19 protein-coding genes are annotated in these 17,873 nt (G+C 40.4%); 14 read left to right on the forward strand and 5 right to left on the reverse strand.

Translation table 11 applies throughout. The annotated features are described in order from the left end of the window. Positions 1–400 precede the first annotated feature (400 nt). From JOJ89_RS01580 to JOJ89_RS01590, 3 genes are all read right to left on the reverse strand, one after another. The gene (locus tag JOJ89_RS01580) at positions 401–2,200 is read right to left on the reverse strand and encodes a pLS20_p028 family conjugation system transmembrane protein (RefSeq protein WP_203289388.1); all 1,800 of its coding nucleotides are present in this window, start codon (positions 2,198–2,200) and stop codon (positions 401–403) included. A gap of 19 nt (positions 2,201–2,219) precedes the next feature. Beyond that, positions 2,220–2,675, reverse strand: coding sequence for a hypothetical protein (locus JOJ89_RS01585; RefSeq protein ID WP_203289389.1), 456 nt, complete (start codon positions 2,673–2,675; stop codon positions 2,220–2,222). A 683-nt stretch (positions 2,676–3,358) separates the two neighbouring features. Then, positions 3,359–4,213: a hypothetical protein gene (locus JOJ89_RS01590; RefSeq protein WP_203289390.1), complete on the reverse strand. Its 855-nt coding sequence runs from the start codon at positions 4,211–4,213 to the stop codon at positions 3,359–3,361. Between the two features lie 782 nt (positions 4,214–4,995). On the opposite strand from JOJ89_RS01590, the gene JOJ89_RS01595 reads away from it, so the two are divergent. Together JOJ89_RS01595 and JOJ89_RS01600 are read left to right on the forward strand one after the other, a co-directional pair. Next, positions 4,996–6,051 (forward strand): hypothetical protein, encoded by a 1,056-nt coding sequence (locus JOJ89_RS01595; protein WP_203289391.1) that lies wholly within the window; start codon positions 4,996–4,998, stop codon positions 6,049–6,051. Next, positions 6,051–6,920: a TauD/TfdA family dioxygenase gene (locus tag JOJ89_RS01600; RefSeq protein ID WP_203289392.1), complete on the forward strand. Its 870-nt coding sequence runs from the start codon at positions 6,051–6,053 to the stop codon at positions 6,918–6,920. The genes JOJ89_RS01595 and JOJ89_RS01600 overlap by 1 nt, the downstream gene beginning before the upstream one ends. Before the next feature lie 208 nt (positions 6,921–7,128). On the opposite strand, the gene JOJ89_RS01605 is transcribed toward JOJ89_RS01600, so the two are convergent. Next, positions 7,129–7,851 carry an excalibur calcium-binding domain-containing protein gene (locus JOJ89_RS01605; RefSeq protein ID WP_203289393.1) on the reverse strand — a complete coding sequence of 241 codons (723 nt, stop codon included), beginning with the start codon at positions 7,849–7,851 and terminating at the stop codon, positions 7,129–7,131. A 240-nt stretch (positions 7,852–8,091) separates the two neighbouring features. On the opposite strand from JOJ89_RS01605, the gene JOJ89_RS01610 reads away from it, so the two are divergent. From JOJ89_RS01610 to JOJ89_RS01650, 9 genes are all read left to right on the forward strand, one after another. Beyond that, positions 8,092–9,132, forward strand: coding sequence for an NAD(P)-dependent alcohol dehydrogenase (locus tag JOJ89_RS01610; RefSeq protein ID WP_203289394.1), 1,041 nt, complete (start codon positions 8,092–8,094; stop codon positions 9,130–9,132). 270 nt (positions 9,133–9,402) lie between these two features. After that, positions 9,403–11,289 (forward strand): alkaline phosphatase D family protein, encoded by a 1,887-nt coding sequence (locus tag JOJ89_RS01615; RefSeq protein ID WP_203289395.1) that lies wholly within the window; start codon positions 9,403–9,405, stop codon positions 11,287–11,289. A 19-nt stretch (positions 11,290–11,308) separates the two neighbouring features. Next, entirely contained in the window at positions 11,309–11,515 is a 207-nt protein-coding gene (locus tag JOJ89_RS01620) for a twin-arginine translocase TatA/TatE family subunit (RefSeq protein ID WP_203289396.1), read from the forward strand. Positions 11,516–11,578: 63 nt separating this feature from the next. Further along, on the forward strand, positions 11,579–12,304 hold the full coding sequence (gene tatC, locus JOJ89_RS01625) for a twin-arginine translocase subunit TatC (RefSeq protein WP_203289397.1): 726 nt from the start codon (positions 11,579–11,581) through the stop codon (positions 12,302–12,304). A gap of 248 nt (positions 12,305–12,552) precedes the next feature. Then, complete coding sequence (locus tag JOJ89_RS01630) at positions 12,553–12,873, forward strand: PadR family transcriptional regulator (protein WP_203290229.1); 321 nt, start codon at positions 12,553–12,555, stop codon at positions 12,871–12,873. A gap of 36 nt (positions 12,874–12,909) precedes the next feature. Then, positions 12,910–13,257, forward strand: coding sequence for a DUF1048 domain-containing protein (locus JOJ89_RS01635; RefSeq protein WP_029566278.1), 348 nt, complete (start codon positions 12,910–12,912; stop codon positions 13,255–13,257). A gap of 138 nt (positions 13,258–13,395) precedes the next feature. Then, the gene (locus JOJ89_RS01640; protein WP_203289398.1) at positions 13,396–14,151 is read left to right on the forward strand and encodes an ABC transporter ATP-binding protein; all 756 of its coding nucleotides are present in this window, start codon (positions 13,396–13,398) and stop codon (positions 14,149–14,151) included. Beyond that, the gene (locus tag JOJ89_RS01645; protein ID WP_203289399.1) at positions 14,152–14,901 is read left to right on the forward strand and encodes an ABC transporter permease; all 750 of its coding nucleotides are present in this window, start codon (positions 14,152–14,154) and stop codon (positions 14,899–14,901) included. Between the two features lie 320 nt (positions 14,902–15,221). Next, the gene (locus JOJ89_RS01650; RefSeq protein WP_203289400.1) at positions 15,222–15,548 is read left to right on the forward strand and encodes a hypothetical protein; all 327 of its coding nucleotides are present in this window, start codon (positions 15,222–15,224) and stop codon (positions 15,546–15,548) included. 124 nt (positions 15,549–15,672) lie between these two features. Here the strand turns inward: JOJ89_RS01650 and JOJ89_RS01655 are convergent, their stop codons facing one another. Beyond that, positions 15,673–16,158 carry a hypothetical protein gene (locus JOJ89_RS01655; RefSeq protein ID WP_203289401.1) on the reverse strand — a complete coding sequence of 162 codons (486 nt, stop codon included), beginning with the start codon at positions 16,156–16,158 and terminating at the stop codon, positions 15,673–15,675. Positions 16,159–16,359: 201 nt separating this feature from the next. Here JOJ89_RS01655 and JOJ89_RS01660 point away from each other — a divergent pair, with 201 nt between their 5' ends. From JOJ89_RS01660 to JOJ89_RS01670, 3 genes are all read left to right on the forward strand, one after another. Beyond that, positions 16,360–17,073, forward strand: coding sequence for a GntR family transcriptional regulator (locus JOJ89_RS01660; protein WP_203289402.1), 714 nt, complete (start codon positions 16,360–16,362; stop codon positions 17,071–17,073). Between the two features lie 135 nt (positions 17,074–17,208). Beyond that, positions 17,209–17,550 (forward strand): PTS lactose/cellobiose transporter subunit IIA, encoded by a 342-nt coding sequence (locus JOJ89_RS01665; protein ID WP_029286157.1) that lies wholly within the window; start codon positions 17,209–17,211, stop codon positions 17,548–17,550. A 1-nt stretch (position 17,551) separates the two neighbouring features. Beyond that, a complete protein-coding gene (locus JOJ89_RS01670; protein WP_203289403.1) occupies positions 17,552–17,860 on the forward strand; it encodes a PTS sugar transporter subunit IIB in 309 nt (102 codons plus the stop codon). Positions 17,861–17,873: the final 13 nt, after the last annotated feature.

The raw sequence follows: 17,873 nt of genomic DNA on the forward strand, positions 1-17,873 counted from the left end.
AACAAAAAATAAATTAGGTCTCACCACTAACTAAAAAGAGAAAGAGCATAAGGAAAAACTGACCCCAACTACGTTGTGGTACTAGGCAAAGCCTAGTGTTTTAGTGTGTACTATGAATTTTCATTTTAGGGCTGTTGTGGGACTTAAAACGAGATATAATGGGCTGTCGTGGGATACATAGATTTCTCTTGGTGGGCTGTAGTGGGTCTTATCCAAATGATAAAAAATCAACTATTTTGTTGACCCCACTGAATATTAACTGAAGTCACCTTTATGTCCCTTCATTTTTAACGAATGTCCCTTTTGTGTCTCTATAGATAACTCAAAATGTCACCTTTATGTCCCCTCTTAAATTCAGAAAAAGGGAAGAAGATGATCGAGTCCTCTCCTCTTTTCCTAATTAATTTTGGCGATCACGTCGGTATTTAGCGATATTTTTCCTAATATTCTCGCCTGTGTTTTGTCCAATTTGATAGGTTCGTTTAACCGTTTTCACTGATGAATTATTTTGTACCTGATCAGAAATACTTTGTCCTAAGTCTCGCGTATCCCTTTCAATCTTTTTTTCTTGAAGTGGTAAAAGATTATTGGGTTTTTCTTGCATTTCAGATGAAGCAAAAGGATAATTTGATTGTGAAAATGAAGGTGATGAACTGAATGAAGGGTCAGATTCACCTGAGATTTTCTCATTTTTTTGTAGGTCGCCATTATTCAATTGACTTGGCGATCCAGATGAAATGGAGTGTGGACTATTTACAGCTGCACTCTGTTTTTTATCAGAAAAACCTTTAGAAGCCATTTCTTGATGAAGTCCCGGTACATTGTTTTCTACAGGCTCTTGCGGTTCCATTTCTTGTTCAAGAGAAGAAGATACCTCTTGTTTTCCGTTGTCAATTTCTTCAGAACTCTGATTATTTCGTGAACCACTTTCAGAAATTCCGGTAGACTGCTCTTCGTTTTTATCTTGTGCTCTCGTTGTAAGTCCTTGTGCCATTCCTGCGACCCCTGCAACACCTTGTACACCCTTCAAAGCAGATGATTTACCCGCACTTGATAACCCTTTGAGTCCTCGACTTGCTCCCTTTGCTCCTGCATATGCCCCTGCTAAAGCACCGTAGCTCGATTTTAATCCTGCATCAATTCCGAATAATCGTTCAACCATATTTGGACCATCTATAACTGCAAGAGAAAAAGCAAATAGAGCTACGAGATATGCAACACCATCAAGTCTTTCTGTGATAAATCCTGTGCCGAGAATGTAGACTTTCATGGACAAGAAAATCATAATCGTAACAAAGAAGATATTTAAAATGCTTTGAAGGACTTGTTTTGTTTTCTGTCCTGAATGAATATCAGCAGGTGCAATAATGGTTGCCAATACATAGTTGAAAGCTAGTTCAAAGAACAGTTTTGCAAGTTTGATAGAAATTGTTAGCATCGTAAATGCTGTGATTGCTAGTGTTATAGCAATTGTCCAAAAGTTCCAATGCCAACGATAATACTTCTCTTTAAATGCAGTGAACCAGCCATCCTCTAATTCTTTTTTTTCTGGATAGCCAGCATCGTCATATTCTAATCGATTAGATAAAACCTCTATTCCTATTTTAGACATCTCTTTAGCTTCTCCAGAAGGATCGAAATCCTTATCAATTGCTTGTGTGATGTTGATATTTAAAATTCGTTTTTTTGGAATTTGGTTAGGAGGGTTAAGTTCAGTTGTTTTCCAATTAGTTCGGTCAAATTGCGCAAGATCAATTAGATTTTCCGAAACAACTTTTTGGCTGATTGAACCTTCCTCTACAACATCAATCGCATCAATAGCGACATCAGTAAATTTGTTCGCTTTTTCCATACTTGTTCCCAGTAAAGTCAAAAAAACTAATGCCAAGAACATATTTACAACAATTCCTTCGCGATCTACCTTCTTTTGAAAGATAATCAGGTAACCTGTATAGAGAAAAGATAATCCCATTAACGTTCCACAAAGAGGTAAGAGCATTTCAACCAAAGCTACAACATCAGTATCATTAAAGAAATTTTTTAACCCTAAAATTTCGTTTGTTATATTTGATAAAGAATCAACAAGAAATGCCAAACCTCTTATGATAATCCATCCAATTTCACGCAGCATGTACGAGATCGGCCCCGTTATTTCAAGGAATTCAGAAAATCTTTCGAGAATCTTTGATACATCATCCATCAAATCACTCCTGGTAAGCTTATTTGGAATACTCTTGACTCACTTTCTGAACAAATTTTTCAACTTCCTTGTGAACTTCTTCGTCTGAAACGTCATTTAAATCTAGTTCAGCTTTCAATTCACCATCTTGATAAAAAGCGAAAGTTTTTAGATATTGCTCAACAATAAGTTTTGATCGATCCTGTTCGTAAAGGTCTGATTCAGGCAGTTCTTTTCCATCAAACACATAAAAGTCAATTTTTTCATCTTTGGCGACTCGTTCAATTTCTTTCAGATTATTACGATCACTTTCTTTGTCAGAATTAGAATCAAATGCCGATTTCACGTATAGAAAACCCGTTTTTTTATCATCCATAAACGCTTTAACTTCCTCTATATTTAGGTCAGTTACTTTTCCACTGCCTTCTAAGCTGTAGCTCTTACAGCCATACAACGTAATAGATAAAAAAAGTAATAACAAAGTGAATTTTTTCATAATAATAGAACCTCACTTTACTTAATTATTAACATGGGATTTACTTGAGATCATTTAGTTGACGATGCTCACTTATTTGCTCACCTACCGCTCACATATTATGAACAAAGATGAGGGGGAATTTGGTGAAATTCAATAGGATAGTGGTAATTACAGTCCTATAACTACCTATGAAAAACCAAATTGAATGGGCGGCATGATGTAATAAACATCATAAAGCCTTGATATATAGGGGTTTTAAAGTGGAAAATGCTCATATTTTTGCTCATAGTAAGCAAAAAATGTTCACTTTTATCACAAAAACTATCTAATCAGAGAAGGTCTTTCATCAGTTTACTGAACTGGTGGGAGGCCTTTTCTTCCATATTGGCGGTCATGTGAGCATGTCAAGTATGTCCTAACCTTTGTTGTATCTCCTTAATCCCTACACCTGCCTCATTAATAAAGATGTGTGGGTATGCCGGAATGACGTTATACTGAGAGCCTAAAAAAGAGAGAAAAACCGATACAATCGAGTCTGTAAAAAAGTATACCAGCTTATATAAAGCGGATCATGGATGGATGAGTACAATGTGGGAGTATTTCTAATCAGCTTGTGTTTGTACAGACAGTTTATGAGTGTTGAAGGGCGCTTTACATGAAGAAAGGGAGGTATCGACTCCCTCCTTTTGTTTGTAAGTATATTATTCGTTTTTTAAAGTTAATGTAGTTGTTACTGGTTTAATTGATAGAATATTCTTTTTGATCCATTCGATTTTAGGATGAACACGAGAACCTAGATCATAACCAAGAGCTTCCATAATAGCGCGAACATTTGGTTCATCGGTCAGTTGTGTGTTTCCATCAAAAAGTGGATTGATCCAGATTTGACGATTATTCTCTCCCATTAATATAAGTTTATAAGAGGTTCTATGACCAGTAGAATAGGAAGAGAATCCAGTGTATCCTTGTTCTTTTACATCATCGTAAGAAGCAAAGATCAAGCATTCTTTTATTGATCCGAGGAAGTGGGATGTATAATGTTTCGTGAATTCGATTGTTTCTTCAATGTCTGGATAATTTGCGGAATGTTGAATGACCAAGTTATCATTTTTAATAACAATTTGATTTTCTCGTAAGATATCGTTATCCGTATATTTACTGTTTCCATCGCCGATAAATTCGTATGTTCCATCTTCTCTTAGTTCCAGTTCAAAAACATGACGGTTAAATACTTGATGTATTATGTTAGAGGGAAGTCCAATGTCTTTTAAAATCTTCTCGCTACCATGCGGTCCCTCGCCCCCATAACCACAATTACACCCATCAAGCCATAGTTCCTGTCCCCAATGGTTTCTTATTACAAATGAAGGTTGATCTATTGAATATGATTCATGCCTAGAATCAAAGTCGGTTTTTACATAATACCCTTTTTCGATCATATCTTCATGATTGCGAGTTATTAAGATATAAGTCGGTTCATTAAAATCATTCCAGTGATTCTCCCATGTAGCTCGACTTCTCCTAGTACTGCCTTCTAATTTAATTATTGGTCCCATCAGAATTCTCCTTTTCTCCTTGTAGTGATAGTTCCATGCCAGCATCTTTTTCTAGTTCACGATCAGTTATTTTGCTTTATTCGCAAAAGATAAAGCCTTTGCTGGATCATCAAAGCCGTTTTTGTATTCTATGGAATTATTTTTAGGTCAATGGCAGCGACTACAAAATCATTTTTTTGTTCGTCTTTGGCTATAACAATATGGAGAGTATCCTTATTGTATTTTACATCAAAACCATCCAAAATTTCTCAATCATTTCAAATCAACCATTTTTTTTTAAAAAGCAGTCTTAATTTATATGGAGAATATACTATCAGGAAATCTAATAATTAGGGATATGCCAGATGTTCTTGAGGAAGTCGAAGATTACTTAGCATTGAGAATAGATGAAAATGAGGAAAACTTTAAGAAGCTGAAGATATGGATATATGAATTCATTTATTTGCCGATATCCCTATATTAATCTTTCGATAATAAGTATAGAATATGTATTTTGCTTGGGGAGCAGAAATATTGCTTCCCTATTTTATTGGAATAAAAGGTTTTTGTTAATAAATGTATAATTAACTAGATATCTAGTTTTATTATTATCAGGTGGACCGTCTTAGTAAGGTCACTCACCCTCCTAGAACTTGTTATTACTAGTAGTACCTAGCATATAATAAGACTGCTTTGGCAACGTTTACTTCCTTTGAAGGTGAGTTTAATAGTTGCTCAGTCTTTGGTTTGTACTTTTGTATATTAGCTAATCGATTGAAAAAAATTCGAAAGTGGGATAAGTGATGTCACATTCAAAAAATGAAGGATTAGTTAGAGAAATATTGAAAAATAACTCGCAAGTTGAAAATATACTTAACGAATTTGACAAATCCGAAACACAAAGGTATCGGGATACAATCTTTAATTACATAAAAAAACACAATACTTATTTATCGTTCAGAAATAAATTGTTAGTTATACAAGTTGCAATTCCTCTATTAGGTTCTATATTTGCAATATTCGCTCCCTCGCTAGATATATGGGTAAAGTTACTGATCCTTTTAGTGTATCTAATGATTTCATTATTGGTATTCTGGATAGCAAAGGTGTTGCCGGAAGATTTTGATAAATTTAATCAAGAGGTTACAAGGTTGAAGCTAGTAAATTTATCAGAACGACTAGCTTCTAAGATTGCTCTGTTCGACAAAATATTTGAAGAAGAGCCAGAAGAAGATATCATCTTTTTAAAAATGATTTCAGATTGCGTTGATTTGGACATTTCTTCTCTTACTGAATCGGAGAAAAATATGATTAGTAGATGTATTAATCCTAGCTCAAGATTTGAGAATTCTAGGGAAACAAATATAACTATTTCAACAGAGAAAATAAATATGAGCAAAAGTGGCAAAGAAAAATTAAAACAAATTACATATGAGTTATCGTCTTTGGCACAATACATGTTTGGTGGCAAAGGCTATTCTGCAAAATTGTATTTAAGGATTTCTAAAGAATTTGAAAATAAAGATGTTGAGTTGCTTACTTCTTTCTCTAGGTTTCCACTAAACGAAGGCAAAGATAATGGTACTAGTTGGATAAAAACTAGAGGTAACCCCTCAATTGTTTGGGAGTGTTTGGAGAGGGGTGGATACAAAATAGCTCATACACATGAGAGACCTGAACTTTATTATGATTCAGTGCTTGCTATTTGCCTGCCGGGTAGGATAGGGATATTAGCTTTACATGCAGATCAAAAAGAAGCTTTTGACGGTAAAATGGACAAAACAACGTACAATTTACTGGCGCTATCTACAAGGCAATTGGTCTTAGAGGCAATTAGCGAAGAGGGGGAAAGAGAATAATGATTGACTCGTCATTAATTAATAATAAAATACTCACTGTTGGGTACCACGAAAATTGTTGTGTTCCTGTTGATATTGATTCTTCGAATAACCTCACACAGGAACAAGCAACAAAAATTATTAGTAATTACAATACTTTTGGTTTTTCAATATTTCAGTTTTACCAACCTATAAAACAGGATTTGGATCTTATCAATTTTTATAGGAGTCTCGGTCTTTACAAGCCCTTTGTACCCGGGATTTATCAAAAAACACCTGGGATTTATGAAAAATCAGGCCTGAACCATATTTCTAAAAAATATTCTGATATGAATGCGGAGAATCTTCATAGAGCCTTTCAAACAACAAATAATCAAGAACTTCATAGTGATGGAACGTTGGAGGGTATTGGGAGGGTTAAAACATCTACTCTGTTCTGCGTTAACCCTGCAGGAGAAGGTGGTGACAATCTAATTTTCAATTCGGTCGCAGCATTTATTTCACTGTGGAAAATGTCTCCGGAAATAGCTTTTTCTATGCTAGATGAAAATGCACTAAGGAGGTGGGATATTGGAAGAACAAATAGATCTTCAACAGGCCCAACTTTTAAATTTACAGATAATACAATAATATCAAGGTTTTCCTTGGATAACACATGTGATTGGGAATATGGTTTTAATAAGGTGAAAAACTTGAAAGAGTGTTTTGATCAGTTACTAAGTTTTATAAAACCAGGGCCTTACTATATTAGTGTGAAATTACTTGAAAACCAAGGGTTAATTATCGCGAATCATAAAATATCACATGGAAGAACTTCTTATTTTGATACTGCTGATTCTCCTAGAAAAATGATTAGAGGATTATACACAGTTGAGCCACGATTAATTTGACTGAACAATATATTTCAGACAAAAGAAAAATAAGAAAAGAGTGCATATCTGATATGAGAGGTTTTCCAAAGAGATTTGGAGAGCCTCTTTTTTATTCAATAAGTTACGTGGAGAAAGACATACATATTTAAAGTGAGCATCTGAAAAGCAACGCAAACATTATATTGGGCGTGATCTCAAAAAAAAAGAAGCTGCTAAGCAGCTTCTTCTAACGTTCACAAGCCCAATTATCTTTATCCCGGTCGTGCTGTGATTCATATGCCGGATGAGTTGATGGTACTCCTTTTGGGTGAACCGTTCTCATTTCAGTACAATTATCAAATGATTCTGTTGATTGAGCCTGCTCAGCAGCAGCAGCTTCTTGTTCTTTTCTTTTACGCTCTGCTTCCTGTGCAGCAGCTTCTGCCTGCTCTTGTTCTTGCTTTTTTCGTTCTTCTTCCAGTCTCTTTAGTTCAGCTTGCTTCTTAGCTTCTTCCTCAAGGCGTTTTTGTTCAGCTTGCTTCTTAGCTTCTTCTTCAAGACGCTTTGCTTCGGCTTGTTTTTTGGCTTCTGCTTCTTTACGGGCTTCTTCTTGCTTTTTTTGTTCAGCTAATTTAGCTGCAGCCGCTTCTTCTTTTTTCTTATCAGCTTCCTTAGCCTTTTCCTCTTCAGCTTTCACTGCAGTGTCTGCACTTTTGGCTTCAGAAGCAGTTTGTTTAACAGGTTGAGTAACAGTTGGCGATGTAAGCGTCAGGATAAACGCAGCAAGGAGACCGAAAGTCATGATATATCTAGATTTGGAAAATTGAATTTTCCCTTTACGATATTGCTTTTGTAAGTAAAGGCCAATAATGAAAATAATGATACCGAACCATGCTCTTTGGGAACCGACTAAACAAAATAATAGGAATAAGATAGCAATAATAAGTGCTACTACTCTTAAAAATTTCAATATGTTTCCTCCTGTTTACTTAATATTTACATTTTAACATAAGTTTACAAAATTGATGAGGGAGTGTTGTATGCATATAAAAACCGCGAGATAGAAAAACATTAACACTTGACCTAGAGTCACCTCTAACAGTTACCATGGTTTCGCAAGAGCAAAAAGAGGTATAGAAACATAGAGAGGATTCTCCCTCTGTACTTTGCTTTCTCTTAATATGAAACTATCACTACTGGAGGTTTTTCTATGATTACTGCTAAAGCAAGAGCTGTTGATGGACCGGACAAGCCTTTTAAAGAGGCTGAGATTACGCGCCGCGATCTGGATTCGAAGGATGTATTGATTGAAATTAAATTTGCGGGGATCTGCCATTCTGACATTCATACGGCGCACGGGGAATGGGGCGAGGTAAACTATCCGCTCGTACCGGGACATGAGATTGCGGGAATTGTCACGGATGTAGGGCCCGAGGTTACGAAATATAAGGTCGGTGACCGGGTAGGGGTAGGCTGTATGGTAGACTCCTGCGGTGATTGTGAGAACTGCCAGAAAGGGGAGGAACAGTACTGCCTGAACGGAAATGTTCCTACCTACGCGGGTGTCGACAAATACGGCGAGCCGACGCAGGGCGGTTATTCTACTCATATTGTCGTGGTTGAGGACTTTGTGCTGAGCATTCCGGATGAGATTGAGCTTGATCAGGCTGCGCCGCTTCTTTGTGCGGGAATTACGACCTTTTCGCCTTTGCATCACTGGAAAGCAGGTCCAGGCAAAAAGGTAGCGGTTGTCGGCCTCGGTGGTCTTGGCCATATGGCAGTTAAGATTGCACACGCTATGGGTGCAGAAGTGACGGTGCTGTCCCAAACCTTGAAGAAAAAAGAAGACGGCATGCGGTTTGGAGCGGCGGATTACTATGCAACTAGTGATCCGGAGACGTTTGAAAAACTTGCCGGTACGTTTGACCTGATCATTAACACGGTTAGTGCCAAGCTGAAACTGGATGATTACCTTTCCCTTCTGACTCTCGATGGAAGTATGGTAAACGTCGGTGCACCTGCAGAACCGCTGTCATTAAACGTGTTCTCTCTGATAGGTCACCGCCGTTCGTTTGCGGGATCATTAATTGGCGGGATCCGTGAGACGCAGGAGATGCTGGACTTCTGCGCTGAACATAACATTGGTCCTGAAATTGAAGTCATCTCTGCCGATCAAATTAATGAAGCATACGACCGTGTATTGAATTCAGACGTAAAGTACCGTTTCGTCATTGATATTAGTACAATGTGATATAAATCAATAACGTATAAGTTCAGGGTCACCAAATATTCAATTTTGGTGGCTCTTTTTATGTGCAATTTTTGTTTGATTTTTTAATGATAAGGGATTGATCACCTGCGTATCTCCTTTAATCCCTCTATTTTCCATCCCGCCCAAATCCTTCAACGCTTTTTACCTCCCCTTTACATTCTTATAAACGCCTTGTAATAAGTCCTTATTACTGGCTTTAAATTGAGCCGGTAGAATCATGGGTGAAGACATCTTGAAGGAGGAATTACCTTGGACAAGAATCATGAACAGCATCAATCAGGCAATAATTACGATAAATCACGCAGGACGTTCCTGAAGTATTTCCTTGCAGGATCTGCGGTTATGGCACTCGAGACGTCCGGAATCTCCCGACTGACGTCGATGGTTTCCCGTGCGGAAGCGGCAACGGCGGTTCAGCCTTATGCTGCATCACAAGCGATTGGGAAGGGGTTCCCGCAGTCTGTTGCGTCAGGTGATCCGACGCCGACGGGTGCGATGCTTTGGACAAGGGTTGATCCTTCTTTGGAGACCGGTTTAACGAATAAGGAATTCTCCAGTGAGGTCATTTACTGGCTTGAAAATGAAGCTGCAAACGATGCTTCATTAGAAGACGGCATTAATCAAGGTAAATTCATTATGTTTGAGATAAGTAAAAAAGAAGATTTTTCTGAAGTGGAAATGAGGGGCTTCTCTCCAATCTGGAAGGACCATGACCATGTCGTGCGTGTCGACCTCGATGGTGAGCTTGCTTCCAGCCAGACGTACTACTACCGGTTCATCACAAAGAGCGGACTTGTCAGTAAGACGGCCCGTTTCAAGACACTTCCGGCAGAAGGAGCGGATGTCCAGTCTGCATCGATCGGATATGTGTCGTGCCAGGATTACACCAACGGCTATTTTAACGCACTAGGCCACATGGCCGATGAGGAAATGGACTTTTTCCTACATCTTGGAGACTACATTTATGAGTCGGTCGGCGACGCTGCCTACCAGGGGAATATTGACGGCCGCCAAATTAAACTGCCGAGCGGACAAAGCAAGGCGTTCACAATTGGGGACTACCGCAAGCTGTACCAGACGTACCGTTCGGACAAGGACCTGCAAAAGCTTCATGAAAGGCATGCCATGATTGGAATCTGGGATGACCATGAGTTTGCCAACGACACGCACTATCCGGCAGTCGCACCTGATGATAATCCGGACTCCGACCCGGCCCGCCGCCTCGTTGCGAATCAGGTCTGGTTTGAATACATTCCGGCCCGTGTCCCTTACAATCCAAATGGAACGTTTGAGGATTCCGTTAAAATCTACCGCACCATTACGTTCGGAAATCTTGCATCGATTATCATGACGGATGAGCGGCTATACAGAAGTGCGCACCCTTGCGGACAAGGCACGCTTGACCGTTACCTGGCAGGCGGATGTGAGGATATTAACCTTTCCAGCCGCACGATGCTTGGGAAAACCCAGAAAGAGTGGTTCTTAAATGAGCTGAAAAATGCCAAGGGAACGTGGAAAATCTGGGGCAATGAAGTGCAGGTAACACAATTGAAAGCGCTGGGGAGATATCTGAACCTCGATGCATGGGATGGCTATGCTTATGAAAGACAGCAGATCGCTCAAACGGTGCTGGACAATGGAATCAAAAACTTCCTTGCGCTGACCGGTGATTTCCACACGTTCGAAGCATCTTACATGCAAAATGAGTATAAGCGCGGCGGAGAAAAGTACGGGGTGGAGCTGATGGTTGGTTCGGTCACATCCAGTAACTTGAGGGAATCCCTTCGCAACTCCATGAACTCAATACCTGATGTTTCAAGTCCAATTCCAATGGACGCAGCTGATGAGCTGGTGAAACAGTTAAAAGGGAAATTCAGCAGCGTTACAACTTTTACGGCTGAGCTGCTTTTTAAAGAGCTTCAGAATATCGTGAAAATCGAAAATCCATGGATTGATTTATTTGACAGCACAACTCACGGATATGCTGTGCTGCAGCTCAGCAAGACAAAAGCAACTTGGACTGCTTACTCGGTCGATAATATTGAAAAGCCGGAAGCGACTAAAAAGCTGCTGTGGCAATGTGAAGTTCCAAACGGCGAAGTGAAAATAAACGTTTTAAAAGGAAGCATACTTTAAAAAACAGGAGGGTGTAACCATGCTGCAAAATATCGGAGTTCCAGGGCTGATCTTAATTGTCATCATTGCATTGATTGTATTCGGGCCTTCAAAGCTGCCGGAAATCGGACGTTCTTTTGGGGTGACTCTGCGTGAGTTCAAGAAAGGCACGAAAGACCTGGTGTCAGATGAAGAGCCGAAGAAAGCGAAGACAGAAGAAACGGCTGCTGTTCAAAGAGAATCTTAAGAGCAGAAAAGAGAGGGACTTGGCTTCGTGCGGTCTCTCTTTTTTTAAGATGGAGGGGTGAAGATGACACAACAGGAATTTATCCAAAATCATTTGATGGAATTGCGGAAGCGGATTATCACAGTGGCTTTGGCTTATGCGGTTCTATTGATAGCCGGTTTTTTAAGTGTAGAGCATATTTACCGCTGGATTCTTAATGACGCAGAGCTTGAGCTGACGGTGCTTGGGCCTTCTGACATCTTGTGGATCTATTTTACGCTCGCGAGTATTTGTGCGTTTGCATGCTGTATTCCGCTGATCACTTATCAGGTGTGGGCTTTCATCAAACCCGCATTAAAACCGGTGGAACGGACGGCAACTTTGATGTTCATTCCATTGTTGTTCTTTTTATTTGTAAGCGGGGTTGCGTTTGGCTACTTTTTAGTTTTTCCGATGGTGTTTGAGTTTATTGTGTCCCTATCGGACGGGATGTTTGAAACGATGTTCACGGCTGAGAAATACTTCCGGTTTTTATTCCAGATCATCCTGCCGCTGGGGCTGCTCTTTGAATTGCCGGCTGTCGTTTTATTCCTGACGGAGCTTGGGCTGTTAACTCCTGATTTTATGAGAAAATACCGGAAATACGTCTATTTTGGACTCGTTGTCCTGTCGGCTCTCATTACGCCGCCGGATTTCGTATCCCAGCTGTTCGTGCTCATTCCGATGTTCCTGCTGTATGAAATCAGCATTTGGCTGTGTGCTTGGCGCTCGCAGAAGAAGAATGTGACTGCTTTATCGCATAATGTGTGAATCTGGAACTTTGGACCGTGTCAATGGTATTCGGAGTTTAGGCACCTTTTCTGGACAGAGGAGACAGGAGGCTTCCCATGAGTTGATGAGACTTGTGAGAGGCTTCTTTTTTTTGCTCTCCGATACTATCCAAGAGAAAATGTTAAAAATTAGTTGACACCTTTACTACTAAGTAATACTATATATAAGTAATAAGCAATACTGAATAGTGTTTAAATACGTCACATAAACTAAAGGAGGTTCTCAACATAGAACACTTAACGGAAATGCTGAAAGGATCGCTTGAGGGATGCGTGCTGGAAATCATCAGCCGGCATGAAACGTATGGCTATGAGATTACCCGGCGCCTGAATGAACTTGGGTTTACGGAAGTAGTGGAAGGGACAGTCTACACTATTCTTGTTCGTTTAGAAAAAAAACAGCTGGTGAACATTGAAAAAAAACCGTCGGATATGGGTCCCCCTCGCAAATTTTATACACTAAATGAAGCAGGCAGAAAGGAACTTGATCTTTTTTGGAGAAAATGGGAGTTTGTATCTGCGAAAATTAACGTTTTGAAGACTAATTAGGCTGAATTCTCACCAATAAAAAGGAGGAAAAACACCATGATGGAATGGTTTAGAAAAATGATTGGCGATAAAAAAGAGTACAGAACGATGATGGCTAGGGTGGAAGCCCTGCCTGAGGATTATCAGTTTGTCTTTAAGAAAATTCAGCATTATATGTGGGGGTTCTCTTCAGGCAGCGGAATGGATATGCTGCATATCCAGTATGAGCTGATCGAACTGTTCGAAAGCGGAGCAGCGGAGGGCCGACGAATACTTGAAATCACAGGGGAAGACGTGGCGGCTTTTGCAGATGAACTGATAGCTTCAGCGAGAACGTATACTGCTAAACACCGTGAAGATTTGAATCAGAGTATTATGAAAAGATTAGGAAAAAGTGATAAATAATCTTGACTGAATAGCCGGCTGTGTCAGCCACCTTCGCTGTTCAGTTATTTTTTCACACGGTAATAAGTGATACTTGTTACCTGTGGTACTGATTAGTCAGCTGTATTATTCACCAAATTACAAATGGGAGGAATTAGAATGAACGTGATATCAGTAAAAGGATTAAAAAAATCCTTTGCAGATAAGGAAGTGTTAAAAGGAGTGGACTTCGAAGTTCAACGCGGAGAAATTTTTGCTTTGCTCGGTTCAAATGGTGCGGGTAAGACAACGATTGTCAACATTCTGTCAACATTGATAAAGGCCGATGGCGGTGAAGCAGCGGTTTGCGGGTATGATGTCAGGCGGCAGACAGATCATGTCCGGCAGCACATCAGTTTGACGGGGCAGTTCGCAGCTTTAGATGGAATGCTGACCGGACGTGAGAACCTCAGGATGATTGCCAGGCTGCGGGGAGTTTCCAGTCCCGCACGTGCGGCAGACAATCTTCTGGAAACATTTAGTCTGACAGATGCAGCTGACCGGCGTGCGGATACCTATTCAGGGGGAATGAAGCGCCGGCTCGACATTGCCATGAGCCTGATCGGGAATCCGTCCGTTATTTTTCTCGATGAACCCACAACGGGACTGGACCCTGAAGCGCGAATGGAAGTGTGGAATACCGTAAGAGAGCTCGCCCGCAGAGGCACGACAATTCTGCTGACAACACAGTATCTGGAGGAAGCGGAACAGCTGGCTGATCGTATCGCCATTTTGCATGGAGGAAAAATGATTACGACCGGTACCCTTGCCGAACTTAAAAAAATGTTCCCTCAGGCGAAAGTAGAATACATCGAAAAGCAGCCGACTTTGGAAGAAATATTCCTCGCAATTATCGGCAAAAAGGAGGAGATGTAAATGAGAAGCCATACTGGAGTATTACTGGGGAGATTAATGCTCAATATTATGCGGAGCCCGGATACGATTATTACGGTGGCTGTTACGCCGGTTATGATGCTGCTCCTGTTCATCTATGTATTCGGAGGGGCCATAAACTCGGGAACAGAGCCCTATGTCAATTACCTATTGCCGGGAATTCTGCTGATCACTGTTGCATCCGGCGTCGCCTATACTTCTTTGCGGCTGTACAACGATGTAAAGAGCGGTTTGCTTTCACGTTTCATGACTATGCCCATTAAGCGATCATCTGTATTGTGGGCACACGTTCTCACTTCGCTTGTTTCGAACGCACTGACAATTGCTGTTGTCATCCTTGTCGCTGTCCTGATGGGCTTCCGTTCTGAGGCAGGGCTCCTGGATGTTCTTGCTGCAGCCGGAATACTCGGTCTGTTTACACTGGCGCTCACATGGCTTTCTGTCATTCCCGGCTTAAAAGCATCATCTATGGAAGGGGCGACTGCCTATTCGTATCCGCTGATCTTCCTTCCATTCATCAGTTCAGCTTTTGTACCAACGGAGACAATGCCTAAAATCATCCGGATTTTCGCTGAAAACCAGCCAGTCACAGCAATCGTAAATACTCTTCGCGCTCTCTTGAATGAAGGCTCCGCTGGAGGAGACATCTGGACCGCACTAGCCTGGTGCCTCTGCATCATGGTCGTCGCTTACTATTTTGCAGGTAAAGAATTTAAACGCAAGCTGGGGTAAGGATGGCATTTGCTCGTCATATAGAGGGCTGCTCGAATAAATGAGCAGTCTTTTTGTTTGTAAAAATTCGGTAAAAATTCCGTCTGTATATTGACTGAATCCGAGGAAAGTGTGATGATTGAAAAAGGAAACCAAGTCTTTTGTCCTATAAAAATCCATCGGTTTACTTGCGGAAAATTCCTCGTTCTTTTATCATCTGCGTATTCTATTCCAGCGATAATCCAAAAAAACAACTCCATTTAAAGGAGGTGAACCTATTTGTAAGCAATCTTTCAGGAATCGTATTCTTATCACCATTTAATCTTAAAGGAGGACAATTTATGGGTCACGATATTTGCGGTTACAATCAGGCAGGAGAAGAGATTGCCTACCTTCGCTTCAGCATGGGCAATGGACATGCGTCCATTGTTTATGGTGTACTTGAGGCTGACGAATATAACGGAGGAGTCAGTGGAACAGGCAGCAGCACGTCCTTTTCGATGCAGCAGATGGAGAAAGCTTTGAACGAATATCAGAAGTTCTGGAAAGTTAATAGAATACCGGAAAGTGAATTCGTTAAGTGGGAAATCAAACAAATACAGGACTTTTTATCTATATGTATATCAGCGGCAGAAAAAGAAGGAAATGTAAGGGTTTGTTTTAGTTAGGCCTCATGATATCCTCTCTCAGAAATCCTCTTAGCACCCCTGTATGAAATTCTGCCTTATACATCCCTGAATTAAAAAAGCTCATTCTCTGCTGAAGCAAAGAATGGGCCTTTTTCCATTGAAATCAGCAAAGCACAATCACCCTGTAAGGCACAGTCTGGGCAGGAATGCTTTTCGTGGAAGCCCCGTAAATCACAGCAAGATCCCGGTTAGCGGGGTTGCCCGTAAAAGCCTGGCCGTTTGTCAGCAAAGTTTGTGTAAAAGGTGACAGGATCAGCTTGAGCTGTCCGTCGCTGCTCACCAGCTGGCTGTTGAAATACGATACTTTCACATTTTGATTCTGGCTTTCTTTTACCATCACCAGCGCCTGATATTGGGGCGGATAGATGAGGGGGACCGGTGCATTGCCGTCATAATATCCCGTTACAAGATCTCCTGTTGATACCATGGCATGGTCGACAAAATAAGTGGCGGGTGACACAATGAAGTTTACAGTGGAGCCCGATTGATTTTCGGCTGTGAATACTTTGAAGCAGCCTTCGCCGCTTTGTCCTGTGTTAAAATCACTGATAGCTGTGACGATTCCCTGAAACGCATAAAAATTTTTCATGGATAAGCCTCCATCCTTCGTACGCTTATGTACGTTATGCGGGCAGATACCTAAATGAGTGTGCGGATGCCTACCCTGAGGCAAAACATCAGGATTGATTCTTTAAAAAAATTATGTATGATATTTTTATGAATTCGTTTACACTATTTTCAGCTATAATCATTTCTAGTTTTTAGTATATATAGAGAGGTGTCGAACAGAATGGCTCCAAAGTATCTTCAAGTGGCCGGCCAGATAGAGTCAGATATTATCCATCATGTTTATCAGAAAACAAATAAATTGCTGACGGAAGACGAATATGCCGTAAAATATCAGGTCAGCCGCAACACCGTCCGTAAAGCAATTGATATTCTTGTTAATAAAGGATATGTATATCAAGTTCAAGGCAGCGGCGTGTTTATCCGCAACCATCACAACAGGGGACACGTCAATTTGGAAAGGCTGCAGGGGGTAACGAACGATTTCAGTGACCGCCTTGTTGAAAATAAACTTCTTGATTTTAAACTGATAGAGGCAGATGAAGAGCTTGCAGCTAATATGGGCTGCAAAGCCGGAACCTCTGTTTATTACGTGAAAAGGCTGCGATATGTTGATGGAGACCCTTTTTCGATTGAAACCTCTTATTTCAACAAAGACCTTGTGAAATATCTTGATGAAAATATCGTGAAGAAATCAATATATAATTATTTGAGAAATGACCAGAAGCTTGCGATCGGCTTTGCAGACAGAATTATCGGTGCAGACTATCTTACGTCTGAGCAGGCTGACTTACTTGGGTTAAAAGCCAATGATCCGGCATTGGTTGTGGATAATACGGTTTGTTTAACAAACGGCGCAATCTTTGATTATTCACAGTCCGTGCATCATTTCAAACATGTGAAATTGCTGAAAGTATCGAATATGAAAGGGAGTTAAGTGTGAAGAGGGCTGAGAGCTCTCTTTTTTTTGTGAATTAAAAAAGGGTTTACATTTGAAATCTAGTAAGTTATTATAAGTTTATAAAATTTGTACCTATGAATTTAAATCATACTTATGAAAGGGTGTACATAGATGGTTGAACAAGCAATTGAAATAAGCCCTGAAGATATTTTTGGATTGATCGCGTTTTCAGGAGATGCGAAAGCAAGTTATCATGCAGCCTTGCATCTGCTCAGAGAAAACAAAATTGAAGAAGCAGAAGCTGAAGTAGCGAAAGGTGATTCCGTTTTAAAGGAAGCACATGCGATTCAGACGAAATTTGTCACACTTGAAGCTCAAGGGAAATCAGCTAAAGTCGGCGTCCTGATGGTTCACGCCCAGGATCACTTAATGAATACGATTCTAGTAAAAGAATTATTGGACCATATGATGGCTATGCAAAAAGAAATTAACAATTTGAAAGGGATGAATTGATATGGTAAAGATCGGACTATTTTGTGCAGCAGGCATGTCAACTAGTATGTTAGTGGAGAAAATGAAAGCGGTTGCCTCTGAGCGCGGCGTAGAGGCTCAAATTGCAGCTTACCCTGAGTCAGAGATGGAGAAGTATTCAGATGAAATCGATGTCGCTTTGCTTGGTCCTCAGGTGAAGTACTTACTGAATAAAGGAAAATCAATCTGTGAACCAAAAGGTGTCGCGATTGATGTTGTCAACACGGTTGACTACGGAATGATGAACGGCGCAAAAGTATTTGATCAAGCATTGAAACTAGCAAATAAATAAACGGGGTGAATGA

The organism is Metabacillus sp. cB07 (genome assembly GCF_016839225.1).
Lineage (GTDB): Bacteria > Bacillota > Bacilli > Bacillales > Bacillaceae > Bacillus_P > Bacillus_P indicus.